This window comes from Ensifer sp. Root954 (assembly GCF_001429005.1).
Taxonomy (GTDB): Bacteria; Pseudomonadota; Alphaproteobacteria; order Rhizobiales; family Rhizobiaceae; genus Ensifer; species Ensifer adhaerens.
Window position 1 is genome coordinate 343 of the sequence record NZ_LMJM01000011.1, and the last position, 12,471, is coordinate 12,813.

The following is a 12,471-nucleotide window of genomic DNA, read 5'->3' on the forward strand; positions in this document are numbered from 1 at the left end:
TGAGTTGCGATGTAATGCACTGAGTTCAGTCGATGTAAACGAGGACGTAACGCCCGCCGTACGGTTGGTAGTAGACCCCGCCGCAATGCCACACCGCGGTGCCATTGACACTAGTGCTGACGCAGCCCGTGGGAAGTGCGGCGACATACATCGTGGAGCGGCGGATCACTCGGCGCGTGGTACGGCGGGCAACACCGGCGACACTTCCTGGTGTCAGCGGGCGTCCCACGACCGCCTGCGCCTCGGGTACGATCGAACCGAACGGCGCGGGAACGAGAGTGTCTGCCGCAAGCATCGCTAGGCCGGCGATGGCGACTGAAAGGATCTTTCCGTGCAGCTTGCTCGTCGTCATTGCCCCGTCTCCAGAGAAAGCTCGCCGGTGACATCGGCGTGGACGTGTTCCAGCTTGTTGGCAGCCGCTGGCGGCGTGAATTTAAACTGCGCGGCGTCGATTCCATCCCACTTCCAGTTGCTGAGCCGCAGCGTATACTGCGGCGCCCCGGTCGTCCATTTGGTCGTGATCACATATTTGAGCGGCAAAGGCCCGCTGCCCTTGCTGATCCAGATCTGCCAGTCGACGATATCGGTCCTGAAGGCGAGCTGATCGCACTCCACCCCGTTGACGAATGCCGATCCGACAACGATTCCTTCTGTCACGCCGTCAGTGAGGACGGCATAAGGATCGCCTGATAGAAATTCCGCTCCCGGAGCGTCAAGTCCGGTAGTGGCGCGAAGCTCCTCGGCTGCATCTTCCACACTTTGGCCGGGGCTCTGCAACTGCGCGTAAACGTTCCGTGTTTTGTCATGCAGTGATATCGTATCGCCATCGAATATCACCTCCGCGCTCGCAAGGGGGCCCATGCGCTTCATTCGAAAACCTTGTGCGCGATCGACGGCGATGGAGCCGGAGGCGCTGTACTGGATCTTCTGACCCTGCAGATTGACGACTTCCTGATCCGCGTCGTAGGCGACACTAAGAGTCTGCGTCGACTTGAGATTTTCGCTCATTGCGGCGAGGATCCGCTCGGCCTCCGGCTCGATTCTGTTCTGCGCCGATACCGGCCAAGCCACCACACTACCAGCAACCACTAACATCCCGGTAAATCGGCGCCGCCAAGCCGCGCTAAGTAACCTCAGTCCGCCATTCATTCGCTCACCCTGAAGCCTCGTTGATTTCGCTTGCCGGCCAGGACTCGCAACAGTTCTTGCTCCTGCGAACAACTTGGTTGTGAAGGCCCCCCAGCCCGTGGCATTACTGCTGTATTTGCCGCGTTTCTTCTTACCATTTTACGCCAAGTTGCACTTTCAATGTTACATTCAGCGCACGCTTTCGGAATAAGGTTAAAGGGGTCGGGGCAGCGGACGTTGCAGCGACACGCAAATCTGCGGTTGATTTTGAGGAGTCTGATCGCGTCGCAGTAAGGCGATCCGGCTTGCGTTCAAATGTCAGGAATGCGGGCGAGACCGCAAGCAAAGTCTCGGGCGCCGAATACGTCGGTATTGGCATGACTGCGCAAATCATTGACTTGGCGTGTGACAAGTTGGGTCCATCGGTGCCCTCACATGCATTTCCGATTGGAGAGCCCTCCGCCCATATCTCCGTAGCGAGGTGATCGAGGTATTGGAGTGCTTCGTGAGTGCAAAGACGTCATACTGTCATCCACACCAGCGGCAGGGGACTTCACCCCTCAAGCGCCCGTCATCCGGCTTCCTCCGCTCCGCGTTCGTTGCGAGCAAGCAAGTGCCCGCAGGAAAAGCGATGACCGACAGCAACCGACGCCTGGGAACCGCCCGAATGGTTTCGGTGACGTCAACCATTACTCGGGTCGGCTGCTGATTGGTCAGCCGTCCGTGGAGAACCATTTGCTGCTTGGCGAGTTGGATCCTAGCGAAACCCAAAGAGTGGCAGCATCGGGATTGGTAAGAGAATGCGGTGCTCCTTTTCCAAATCGCCGGGGAACGCGCAACAGATGAGGAGGTCTCTGTGTCAATTTTCGTTCTAATCAGTGCCGCTTGCATCGTGCTCGGCGTACTTCTCCTTTGCTGGGAGGCACTTGCGGGGCGCCCATTGAGCCGTCCGCGTACTTCCGACGATGGCGCACCTCCGACACTTGAGCCAAAAGGACAAGGCCTTGGCTTCCTCGGTCCAACGAGAAATTGGGCGGGGCTCAGCCTGATTGCGGCAGGCATGATCATATTCCTCTTGGTTCCTTGATGAACGATCGACCTGGCCGCGTGCGGCCCGAAAGGGGGCAGTACCGCGGACGGCGAGATCGCTCGATAGTGAAGGCTTGACCCATCGAGGTTTTATCGCCGCGCGCTGATCCGTATCGCCCCAAATCGAGGACTGGCCGGTGGTCGATCGTTTGATTCTGCAAGCCGGCGTCACCGGACGGGTTTGAGTCCGAGAGCCGATCTTGGACACAGATAACATGAAATGTTTGCCATTTTTGCAGCGGCGCTGAGGAGTAAATGACGAATGGCGCAGTGTCGCTGCGATAAAGCACCGAGACCGCGGAACATTTCCTTTCGGCTGTGTTTGGACGCATACACCAGCCGAGTGGACGGTGGTGCGCGAACCGAGGAGAACGAAAATGCCAAACCAAGGCGGCCAAGGCGGCAGCAGCGAGCAAAATCGAAAAGCTGGCGAGCAAGGTAGCAAGAACGAAAACAAGCGTGCATCCAGCAGCCGAGAAAGCGGAAGCGGGAAGAGCTCCGGGTCCGGGGGCAAGAAAAGCGGATCCAGTGGCGCCTCCAGCGCGAGCCGTAGCAGCGATCGAAAGAGTTGAGGTCTTTAAGATGGCAAGCGGACAAGGACGCGAACGACCTGATGATCCCGTGGGCAATGGTAATGGTGTTCGACACAGCGATGAGCAGGATCCACGAAAGCCCCTCCCCGGATCTGATGAAGAAAACGCAGATGAGGAATTGGACGACGACGAAGAAGATGAAATCTCCCCACGGGAGCCGGAGCCCGATGAGGAAGATCCCGATCTGCCGGCTCGCGAGTAGAACCCGCTGGGTTTTCTGACGTGAAAAAGGACCGCCCGCCAAAGCCGCGGGCGGTTCTTTTTTGCCTAGCCTACCCTGAGAGAACTTCGGAGCTGGGAAAGATTGGGGCCCGCAGCAATCCATGACCAGAAACTCGCACTTGGAAACGGCGGTCGAAAAAGTACGAGGTGTGCGATGAGATGCTGCGTTTAGCTACTACTGACCGATTAACAGGCTCGCGGCCCTTCTGGCTGGTTGGTAGGCGTGCGGGTGCAAGGGTGGTTGCTCTTCGCGATCGATGGTTTATGGACGACTGCGGAGACGGCTTTATCGACACGGATGGATTATGCCCCACCGGCGCCGACATGCGCGGGAGTGATCGACTTTCACTGACTGTTTCACGAACGATCTGGCGGTTCGCTGTCGAAGCCGACGTCCCATTCTTTTTTCCCGGGCATCCTGAGAGCCGGTGATGACGGTCGGTTCGCGCTGGCAACCCCGTAGGCCTCGCGGTCCGCCTGGGATGGGCGAACCCCGCCTGGGACGCGGCGAACGCTTCGGTCTCGCGTTTATTCTCCACCGCGGCGTTCCTTCGCTTTCAAGGCGTGGGAGGGGCGGTTGCGCTCGGGGTCCTTGTTTGTCTCGCCCACGGCGTCACGTGCCGTGTCGGGGTCGTCTTTGGCTGGTAGATAGCCACGCGGCCTAGACTCTTTGGGGCCCTCCCAGCGGGGGGATTGGTCGGTCGTACCGGGCGCGCCGTCCCGAGGTTTGTTCATACCCATAGTCACGTCTCCTTTCCGGTATTAACTGCTCCGTCTTCTCAATGTTCCGTTTGCTAGGGCAATCCTCCCGTCTTGGGTGAGGCGGGGCAACAGGTTTTGACTCTCGAGACACGAAGCGCAGAAAAATCGAGAGGATCACCGGAGCAGCCCTGGACAGGAATTCTAGATTTCAATTCTGGAACCGAACCAGTATTTGGGACTGCCCGCATGTTGTCAGACCGTCGTCGCGGGACTGCCGTGGCTCCGCGCAAAGCTCCGGAGAAAAAGGAGGAAGAGGTGTAACGCCTTGGCGGATAGGCCGCCAAGGCGCACGGGCAACGGCACTTCAGGCTCATAAGCATGCTTTGCAGAATCCCCGCTTGTCGCTATGAGGCACAGACGGATAAGACCGTCGCTTCTATTTCGAACATTGCCGGCGGGTGGCAGAGGCCGTCCAGGGTAACGAGGCCCAAGTCGTGCCCTACCTGCATGATGTTGTCGAAAGGGGAGGGGATGGACTCTCGACCGTCTACCGGAGGAGGGATTCCCCGAGATCCTGGCGGCCGTCAATGCGATGTTACGCCGCGACCACGAGGCCTAGGGAGGATGCCGTTCGCCGGGCGGCGGCGAACGCCTTGTTTCGGCGTGTCAAACAGGCCGATCACGAGGGCAACCTCGCGCAGGTCGAGACGCTGGGGAGAATGGCGCGAAGTACGCAGAGAGCCTTGTGCTGCTGAATACGCTACGAAAATCACGAATAGCGAGGTGCTCCACGGAACCGACGGCCGGCCCCAAAAGTTTGTCACTCCATCGGAACCACTGCTAAACGGGAGGAATCCAATGAGCAGTTCGACGACCACCGACCATGACGTAATCCGTAAATGGGTTGAACAGCGTAAGGGCCGGCCCGCTGCGGTTCGCACGAAGGGCAAGGGTGGCATTCTTCGGATCGACTTTGGCGAGAAGGACGAGGACCTTGAAGAGATCAACTGGGATGAGTTCTTCGAGATTTTCGAGAGCAGCCGGCTTGCCTTTCTTCATCAGGAGAAGACGGAAGGCGGCAAGACTAGCCGCTTCAACAAGTTCGTCGAGCGTGAGTAGACGGACTAGATGGCTCGCCCCGGGTCTGATGAGAGGAATTCCTGGGTGAGGATTCCATCTGCGCGGAGAAGCGATTGCCAAGCGACGCATCGTGCGTTTTGTCTGCCCCCGCTGGATACCGCCTCTTTTACGCGGGGATAGCGATGTGCGAGGTAAATGGCGACGAAAACGGGTGGCGTTGTTGCAAATGAAGGAAACCTCTGGACCAGTCTGATATGGTCGCCATTGCCTGCCGACGGGGCGTCGCGAGCATGACGCTCGTTGACCGGGAAGTCGGCGCGTTCTACTCGAATTGTCACCGTGCTTACGTCGGGGACTGGGAGCGGCCCGTCCGCGACCAGCAGGAAAGTTCCACAGACGGCACTCCTATCGAAGGAGACCGTCGCTCCCGAATTCGTCCCATCCGCTCAAGCCGGTCGCGGCTTCGTCGGCTCGCTCGCTTGGTTTGACTTTTTCCTTTTTCCTCAGCGACCGCGTCAACTTCGCCTGATACGCGGCCCGCCTGCGATTTTCCGCTTTCGCCGCTATATCTTCTTCTCGCCACTCATCCACGGCGCCACGGTCGAGTAGATCTTCGACGACACGAGGATCGAATATGTGAAAGGTGATCTTCCTTGCGCGTCCTTGTAGCCTCACCGTTCGCGTCCCGGCGCTGGGCAGACGACCGTCTGCGAGCCAGCGCTTCCGCTCTGATGCCGTGATCGTCAGAATATCCTCGATCTCTCGAGGAATGATCGGAAGGTTGGCGATGCCGTCCAACGCGCTGGAGACGGCCGATGCCGTAGCTCTGAAGGCTGTCTTCGAAGTCTCTGGCATGACGAGGATCAGCCCGCCTGGCTGCATATCCAGCGACTTCCGGATCGTGGATGGTAGCCGGGACCGGATTTCCTGCAGAATACCCTTAAGCCTGACACCAGATCCGAGGGTCGCCACCACGGGAAGCGGCCACTCCCTGATCAGTTCGGGATCGTCACTTTCCTTGCTCTTTGTCTTCGTCTTGGGCATTCCGCAGGAGATGGTGTTGAAGGGGCCGCGCGTCAACGGAGCTTGGGATGATTTGCCACGTTCCCTCCTCATATCTGTGTCGATGCCGAGTTGGTTTCCGGTCATGGGACCGCAAAACCCCGTTTAGAACTGAGGAGATGCCCATGTTCCGGCGGACGGCCGGGACAGACGCCTACCTCGGTCGATCGGCCGTTACATAAAGCTTGGGTGCGAGCCGAGGCGGCACCAGCGCTGACATTGACGCCAATCAGCAGCATGGTATCGCCTTCCGGGCTGTACTGCTCAAACCAGTGCCGAGCGAGCTCCCGGATCGTTTCAAGCCGGACACCTTGCGATTATCGCTTAGTCTCCTTTTCCGGCCAACGCGCCGCTGCGCCTCAGCTTCGAAATTTCAGCGTCTGGACTTTTACTTGGAACGGGCGAGTTTCATGCGTCAGGACTTTTACCTTTCGCTCACAGAGGGCCCGCCAAACTGACTCGGCACACGCCGGCGATGATACGCGGCACATCTCAGCGAGCCGGGCACGGTTCACCGTCCAGCGGCCGGTGAGGAACATGAAAGCGGCGATTGAGCCGATAACAATCCGGAGCGCAGCGATAGGCAGGCATAGGGATTCCAGGAATGGCGCAAGATCAAAAGCGCCCGCGCGACTGGTTCGTGATCGTCGAAAACGATTATGTCCTTCAGCTCTGATGAGCCGGCGTGGGCTAAGCGGCGCGCGCTGTTATCATAGCGCGCAGTGCTGGCTGTTGAGGAGGCCAGCATCACTGGAACCAATTCGGTGGCACTCGAGTTGGTGCTTCGACGGATGCGAACCGTACTACAGCCCTCCTAAGTTTGAAAGTCTTGCCATGCGCTACGAAGACACCAAAGAGCAATACAGTAAGGTAGTGCGTGGCTGGAATGCGCGTTACGACCTGAATGAGTTTATCGCGCAGCATGGGCTGCAACCACTGGCCGCGCGCGAACTCTTTGCAAAATTCGGACCGTACAAAGTGGATCTGGATCGCAAAGTCGCAGAGCTACGGAAGGCATGGCACGAGAATCACTGATCCGTCAGCGGAGCATTCTTGCCGAAACAATGGCCAGACGACGTTTCGTGAACTCATCGGCCGCACCTGTCTGTGAATCAATCTAACCGATCCCGAAAAAGGCTAGAATTGCGATCACAATAACGACGAGGCCGACGAGATAGATAATCTGGTTCATGTCACCTTCCTTTCCCCGAATCAACGGCTGCCAAGCCAATAGGTTCCTCGCGCCACGTTCGGGAATGGTTTGCGAAGTTGAGATGCGTCTTATGCAAAGCGATCACACCCGGTATTGATGATTGCGAGCCAGGTTTCATCGATCCGCGCGGGCTGGAAAGACCGAGCGCGGTCATCGCCTGGCTCTGGCCAAGTCTGCGGCCCCAACTCCTTGTCAGGCGCTCCTTTCCCGTGCATCCATCTCACCGGTTGCGTCTCTTCCACTCGCGATATGGCGCGAGCAACTGACCCGGAAATCGCTTTTCAATTTCTTCTTCGGTTATTACAATGCGCGCCAACACCTCGTCGCGTTCCGCGCCTTCGACACGTTCACTCGCAGCCTCCAGATCAGTCATGACCGAAAAGACTTCGTCCTTTGTCATCGCCTCAAGTCGGTAGGCGAAATCTGCGACGGGAATGTTGTTGAAGTTCGCCATGGTTCACCTCTAGCCTTCCCAGCCCTAAAGCTAGATTCGGCTCGAAAGTTCCCGGAGGCCTACCGCAAGGGCCGTCCTGACAAAATATCGCATGTGGATTTCCTTTTCGTTTCGATTTCGCTGTGGCTGGACCTCCCTTTCAGCAAAGCCAAGCACGACGTGTCCCGATCAGACCTCGGGCCGATGCGATACTGTCAAAGTCGTTGACGTGTGCGACCTTCGTCTGAATTCCCATGCATGCCAGTCCGACGGGTGCCCAAATGGATTGAGTCTCAACTTAAGGTTGGTAATTCTAGGATAGAAGCTGCGATAAAGCGCTCCGGGCCATCTCGATCGTTGAAGTAGTATACAACAATAATCTTGCCGTCCTGTCTAACCAAGGCGCATGGATAACCTAGGTCCGCATCGTCGCCATCATCGCGGAGAACCGCCGGTTCGGTCCATGTTCCGCCCCTATCGCGGCTGACGACAGCGCTTAGTCCGAAGGGTGGATCTCGAAAACCGTAGAGCAGCACCAATCTTTCGTCGGGCAGAGCGACAAGCGCAGGCGGATTGCCCATGATCCCCGTATTCCGAACTGGCGTACCGACACAGGACCAAGTCCGCCCCAGATCCGCTGACCGATATGCCTCCAGCCAGAACCGATCATGGGCCCCACGACGAACGACTGTGTAAATCGTGCCGTCTGCGAGGCGCGTCGACGACGGCATGATGGCGTACCCCGTCTGTTCATCCCAGACGAATCCTTCCGAGGAAAAACTCAATCCTCCGTCTTGCGTGCGGGCGCAAAGGATACGACCTTCCGTCCCATCGGCTTTCGGCGCGGTGAGCATAAACAAAGCGTCGTGTCGGCCCAGCGTTATGATGTCGGTACGCGCAGAGAGCGCCTCTTCGTGAGACTTCAACCCTTCGAACCTAAAAGGCCCATTCCACGAGCGAGCACGGTCCTTGCTGACGTAAAACCAGCTCACTGATCGCCCCGATATCCCGGTGCGGGCTGCCATGACGACTTGCTCGCCATCGGCAAAGTCGATCGGGGTGGGGAGAGTAATGAGATCAAACGCCGGGTCCACATTGGGTCCTGCTTCCAAGTCCTTCGTGACATGTTCGTCCGCCGAAAGACTGCGCGCACCCGGTACGCTCCCACAGAATGGTTCTGCCTGCCAAGTCAGGCCGCCATCGAGGCTTCTCGCCTGAACCGGAGTGAACGCGTGATGCTGATCTTCGAGATGAAGGTTTTCGCTTTCCCTTCCTAGACGGCCTGTGGCAAAGACGCAGACAATTTCGTCTCCCCACGCCCACACGCCGTAATTCGCGGGCCATCCCGCGAATGCGCCGAGTCTCCGATATACGACGGTATGAATCGCTTCAAACCTTGCGGTCATCTCTTCTATTCCCGCGCTCGCAGCCTCCAAGCTTCCGCAAAAGGATGAATGCTGAAAGGCAAAAGCAAATCGCATTGGCGATAATTATCGGCCACTCTCCTTTGAGGACACCAAAGACAGTCCACAGCGCAAAACCGGTAACGGTGAGAACGTACATCCGGGCAGAGAGCGCCGAGGTATCGCCTGTTTTTACGACCTTCCATGCCTGCGGAACGAAGCTACCCACTGAGCAAATTGAGGCGAGATAGCCGATGAGCAGCGTTGCTTCCAAGTGTTCTCCATAAACGTGCGACCAGGATTCTAGCCGGGCACCGCCGCAGCCGCTGTGACTGTGAGCAGACCGAACAGAGAGCCTTGCGAAATGTTCCTCGCATAGGACCGGCCTTGGTTGCGGTGAGCTAGCGAAAGGCTGGCAATAATTCGCGTGCCATGTCCGCCGATCGATATTGTTTCCTGCCGCAGCCAGAATGCACTGCTCGCACCGACTTCAAGATCCTCTGCACTTTCTTCGATAGGCCATCGAGCGCGGCATGCGGTTAGTCTGCGACGGGGAAGCCAGCCAAGGTATCGCACACCCAGCAAATGTTGCAGTTTCGTAATCCGCGTTATGTCATTAACAGGTTGTTTCCTAATGCGTTTTTATGGTTTGAGAATACGCGAATTATTTCAGTTCCCTACGGATCCCGCGATGGGTGAGGCCTTCGCGATAGCCGATTAATTGTGTCATCCCCTGACGGAGCGGGGTACTGCTACCGGAACGTTGGTCCCTGTCGGCCGAGACTTTGGATAAAAAGGGCACATAGGCTTCTCGAAATTACAGTTGCCCGAAGGAAGTTCCCTATTTCTATGTTGCGTCCAACCCCGCGAACGGTGTTTCGCGCGTCGCGAACTGTCGATTCCTACAATTCGAGCTGCGATATTCTGCCGTTAGGATCTAACCCCGGTGCCAAGGCGCGGGACGTCATGTCCGAATTTCGAAGCGCTCGTCTGAGGGTCGACCATCGCATACTGTCCCTGTCGTTGAGGACGCTACGGGCTGCGAAGTATCAGGACGACCTCTCGCCCGCTTTGAGTAAGCTTTGCGGGCGATACGGCGTGTCTCACATGACGTTTCTTGTCTGGGCCGGAGGAGCTTCTCATTCGTACCCGTATTATTGCACCACCTATCCAGAGGCCTGGGTTACGACCTATCTCGAACCGGGCTACTTTGACGTAGCTCCGGTCCTCGACATTATCCGGTGGGGTTCCTGCCCGTGGACTGGTCTTTTTCGAGCACCGGTCAGATCCGTCCGCACCCATGGCACAGGATGGCTTGACCATTCCCATCCGTGGGCCAAATGGCGAACGCAGCCATTTTCCGTGACTTGGCGCCTTCCCAGACAGCAATGGACGCATTGCGGACTTCTGATGCGACGGAACTATCAAGCGTCATCGTGAACTGGTCCTTAGGCGACACGCAAATCTGGTCCGCCAAGGGTGTTTAGTTACTCTCCATACCGGCTGCCGTCGTGGACTTCTGTAGAAGCCCGCTACGGCGCTTTTCTCGTAGCCTGTAGCTGTCGCCACGGATTGTGATGACGTGGCTGTGATGCAGCAACCGATCAAGGATAGCAGTTGCCACGACGGGGTCGCCGAACACTGTTCCCCATTCTCCGACACTGCGGTTGGAGGTGACGAGCATTGCACCCCGCTCGTAGCGCCTCGATACGAGCTGGAAAAATAAGTGGGCTGCATTGGGCTCGAGTGGAAGATAGCCAAGCTCGTCGATGATGAGCAGCTTGGGCTTGGCGAGAAACCCAAGTCGTTCTTCCAGGCGTCCTTCGCCATGTGCTCTCACGAGCGTTGCGACCAATGCCTGCGCCGTTGTGAACAACACCGTGTAGTTTTGACGGATGACCTCTCTTCCAAGCGCAATCGCGAGATGGGACTTCCCAACGCCAGGTGGACCGAGCAGCAGCAAGGCATCACCATTTGCCACCCAACGGGCGGTGGCGAGTTCTCGTATCTGTTGCGGATCGACACTGGGCTGCGCCTCGAAATCAAATCCCTCGAGATCTCGTGCATGCGGGAAATGCGCGATCTTCATCGCCATGATGATGCGTCTCTCGTCCTTCCTTGCAATCTCGCGTTCGCACAGGAATGCGAGCGTCTCGCGAATGGTGAGATCCGCGCGCGAGGCTTCGTCAAGAAGGTTGTCGAGCTGGTCGCGGATGGCGGTGAGCTTCAGCCGGCTCAGCCAGCCGATCAGCGTGTCGTGATCAACTGCCATCACCATTGCCCTCCGATCAACCGCTCATATTCCGACAATGGGCGAAGAAGTTCGGGCAGCTTGGGAGCGGGCGGATCGGCCTGCGCGGCTTGCTTGACAGGCATGCCGAAGCCGCTGACGCCGACAAAATGGGCGGGATCCGTCAGGCGACGATGACGCCCGTGTGACTCGGCGTGGCTCGCGACAAGCTGACCAGCATGGAATACGCGGACCTGGCCACCGCTGATCGTCACCTCGACAATCTCGCCGATGAGCCGCCACGGGACTGAGTAGGCGTTGGTGTCGACCTCAACGGCGCAATCGGCGTGGACCTTGCGCAGCAGTTCTCGGATCTGACGAAATGGTGGCCTGCCATTTAGTGGGTGTAGCGTCATAGCTTCGTCGCGGACAAAGCGCTCAAGTGGTGGTTCGCCTGTCGTGCCATGGCATCGAAGATCGGCAACCGTGCGCATCCACCACGCAAGGTGCAGGTGAAGGCCTTCCATGCTGTCAAAGCTGTGTCCGGCAAGTGCGTTGTGCTTCACATACCCGACGCCTCGCTCGTCCTTGCCTTTGGTACGAGCCCGGTATGGTGCACATGCGCGAGGACGGAAGTCCCAATAGCGGGAGAAGGCATGCAGCCGATCGTTGAACACGACCTCGCGGGTCACCGCGTCGTGCCGTGTTACCAATGCCGCAGCATTATCGAGAAGGACCTCGCTTGTGACACCGCCAAAATGCCTGAAGGCTGCCTCCATCCCATCGAACCAGGCAGACTGACGGTCGTGGAGAAACGCCGTCGCGTATGTGCGACGCGCTTAGCCAAGCGTTGCCACGAAGATGTAGACGCGGACTTTCTCGCCTCCGATCTCCATTCGCTTCTCGCCAAAATCGATCTGTATCTGATGGCCTGGCGGTGTCTCGAAGCGCATCGTCGCTAAAGCCGATGCCGCCAACTGCTGCCGATACCCCGCGACCGCTCGCTCAACCGTGCGCAGACTGACCTCAATGCCGAGTTCTCGAGCCAGATCCTGCCGCACGACATCAGCATTGCCGCCATGGCGAAAGAACCGCTCACGGACCCACGCTTCATGCTTCGAGAGCTGCGTTTCCCGGCGGGCTCGCCGATACCCGCGCCAGCCACCCGTCTCGATGTATCGCTGTACCGTCGTGCGCGAGCATCCCAGCTCCGCCGCGATCCGCCGCGTGCCCCACCCCAGCTTCTTGAGCCGCAGCATCGCAGTCACCTCGTCCGGTTCGAGCATCGCTTCTCTCCGCGCCAATCTCGCGGAGAT

At 58.2% G+C, this 12,471-nt stretch carries 12 protein-coding genes and 1 pseudogene; 4 read left to right on the forward strand and 9 right to left on the reverse strand.

Annotated elements, in window-relative coordinates:
* Positions 1-25: 25 nt before the first annotated feature.
* Positions 26-295 carry a hypothetical protein gene (locus ASE71_RS06280; RefSeq protein WP_371814293.1) on the reverse strand — a complete coding sequence of 90 codons (270 nt, stop codon included), beginning with the start codon at positions 293-295 and terminating at the stop codon, positions 26-28.
* 53 nt (positions 296-348) lie between these two features.
* Positions 349-1,149, reverse strand: coding sequence for a DUF2092 domain-containing protein (locus ASE71_RS06285; protein WP_082566492.1), 801 nt, complete (start codon positions 1,147-1,149; stop codon positions 349-351).
* 1,650 nt (positions 1,150-2,799) lie between these two features.
* On the opposite strand from ASE71_RS06285, the gene ASE71_RS06290 reads away from it, so the two are divergent.
* On the forward strand, positions 2,800-3,012 hold the full coding sequence (locus ASE71_RS06290; RefSeq protein WP_134888074.1) for a hypothetical protein: 213 nt from the start codon (positions 2,800-2,802) through the stop codon (positions 3,010-3,012).
* A gap of 548 nt (positions 3,013-3,560) precedes the next feature.
* On the opposite strand, the gene ASE71_RS36785 is transcribed toward ASE71_RS06290, so the two are convergent.
* Positions 3,561-3,773, reverse strand: coding sequence for a hypothetical protein (locus ASE71_RS36785; RefSeq protein ID WP_082566493.1), 213 nt, complete (start codon positions 3,771-3,773; stop codon positions 3,561-3,563).
* 819 nt (positions 3,774-4,592) lie between these two features.
* Between ASE71_RS36785 and ASE71_RS06300 the strand changes: the two genes are divergently transcribed.
* The gene (locus ASE71_RS06300) at positions 4,593-4,853 is read left to right on the forward strand and encodes a hypothetical protein (RefSeq protein ID WP_034796848.1); all 261 of its coding nucleotides are present in this window, start codon (positions 4,593-4,595) and stop codon (positions 4,851-4,853) included.
* 366 nt (positions 4,854-5,219) lie between these two features.
* Here the strand turns inward: ASE71_RS06300 and ASE71_RS06305 are convergent, their stop codons facing one another.
* Positions 5,220-5,858 carry a hypothetical protein gene (locus ASE71_RS06305; RefSeq protein ID WP_060520155.1) on the reverse strand — a complete coding sequence of 213 codons (639 nt, stop codon included), beginning with the start codon at positions 5,856-5,858 and terminating at the stop codon, positions 5,220-5,222.
* Between the two features lie 852 nt (positions 5,859-6,710).
* Here ASE71_RS06305 and ASE71_RS06310 point away from each other — a divergent pair.
* Entirely contained in the window at positions 6,711-6,911 is a 201-nt protein-coding gene (locus ASE71_RS06310; RefSeq protein ID WP_060520156.1) for a hypothetical protein, read from the forward strand.
* A 398-nt stretch (positions 6,912-7,309) separates the two neighbouring features.
* Here the strand turns inward: ASE71_RS06310 and ASE71_RS06315 are convergent, their stop codons facing one another.
* The 3 genes from ASE71_RS06315 to ASE71_RS34920 all read right to left on the reverse strand — a co-directional run bounded on the left by ASE71_RS06315 (position 7,310) and on the right by ASE71_RS34920 (position 9,199).
* On the reverse strand, positions 7,310-7,543 hold the full coding sequence (locus ASE71_RS06315; protein WP_029742822.1) for a hypothetical protein: 234 nt from the start codon (positions 7,541-7,543) through the stop codon (positions 7,310-7,312).
* 272 nt (positions 7,544-7,815) lie between these two features.
* Complete coding sequence (locus ASE71_RS06320; RefSeq protein ID WP_060520180.1) at positions 7,816-8,928, reverse strand: exo-alpha-sialidase; 1,113 nt, start codon at positions 8,926-8,928, stop codon at positions 7,816-7,818.
* The gene (locus ASE71_RS34920; protein WP_082566491.1) at positions 8,912-9,199 is read right to left on the reverse strand and encodes a SemiSWEET family sugar transporter; all 288 of its coding nucleotides are present in this window, start codon (positions 9,197-9,199) and stop codon (positions 8,912-8,914) included. Before ASE71_RS34920 ends, ASE71_RS06320 begins: the two co-directional genes overlap by 17 nt.
* Positions 9,200-9,891: 692 nt before the next feature.
* On the opposite strand from ASE71_RS34920, the gene ASE71_RS37585 reads away from it, so the two are divergent.
* Entirely contained in the window at positions 9,892-10,365 is a 474-nt protein-coding gene (locus tag ASE71_RS37585; protein WP_162251860.1) for an autoinducer binding domain-containing protein, read from the forward strand.
* A 43-nt stretch (positions 10,366-10,408) separates the two neighbouring features.
* On the opposite strand, the gene istB is transcribed toward ASE71_RS37585, so the two are convergent.
* Together istB and istA are read right to left on the reverse strand one after the other, a co-directional pair.
* Positions 10,409-11,200, reverse strand: a complete 792-nt coding sequence (istB, locus tag ASE71_RS06325) for an IS21-like element helper ATPase IstB (protein ID WP_089046329.1) — start codon at positions 11,198-11,200, stop codon at positions 10,409-10,411.
* Positions 11,197-12,441: pseudogene (istA, locus tag ASE71_RS06330) on the reverse strand (IS21 family transposase). Before istA ends, istB begins: the two are co-directional and overlap by 4 nt.
* Positions 12,442-12,471: the final 30 nt, after the last annotated feature.

What these genes read in the sequence shown, in the direction of transcription:
- ASE71_RS06285 (WP_082566492.1), bottom strand. Translation starts at nt 1,149, where the DNA reads ATGAATGGCGGACTGAGGTTACTTAGCGCGGCTTGGCGGCGCCGATTT.
- ASE71_RS06320 (WP_060520180.1), bottom strand. Translation starts at nt 8,928, where the DNA reads ATGACCGCAAGGTTTGAAGCGATTCATACCGTCGTATATCGGAGACTC.
- ASE71_RS36785 (WP_082566493.1), bottom strand. Translation starts at nt 3,773, where the DNA reads ATGGGTATGAACAAACCTCGGGACGGCGCGCCCGGTACGACCGACCAA.
- ASE71_RS06280 (WP_371814293.1), bottom strand. Translation starts at nt 295, where the DNA reads ATGCTTGCGGCAGACACTCTCGTTCCCGCGCCGTTCGGTTCGATCGTA.
- ASE71_RS06305 (WP_060520155.1), bottom strand. Translation starts at nt 5,858, where the DNA reads ATGCCCAAGACGAAGACAAAGAGCAAGGAAAGTGACGATCCCGAACTG.
- ASE71_RS37585 (WP_162251860.1), top strand. Translation starts at nt 9,892, where the DNA reads ATGTCCGAATTTCGAAGCGCTCGTCTGAGGGTCGACCATCGCATACTG.
- ASE71_RS06300 (WP_034796848.1), top strand. Translation starts at nt 4,593, where the DNA reads ATGAGCAGTTCGACGACCACCGACCATGACGTAATCCGTAAATGGGTT.
- ASE71_RS06315 (WP_029742822.1), bottom strand. Translation starts at nt 7,543, where the DNA reads ATGGCGAACTTCAACAACATTCCCGTCGCAGATTTCGCCTACCGACTT.
- ASE71_RS06310 (WP_060520156.1), top strand. Translation starts at nt 6,711, where the DNA reads ATGCGCTACGAAGACACCAAAGAGCAATACAGTAAGGTAGTGCGTGGC.
- ASE71_RS06290 (WP_134888074.1), top strand. Translation starts at nt 2,800, where the DNA reads ATGGCAAGCGGACAAGGACGCGAACGACCTGATGATCCCGTGGGCAAT.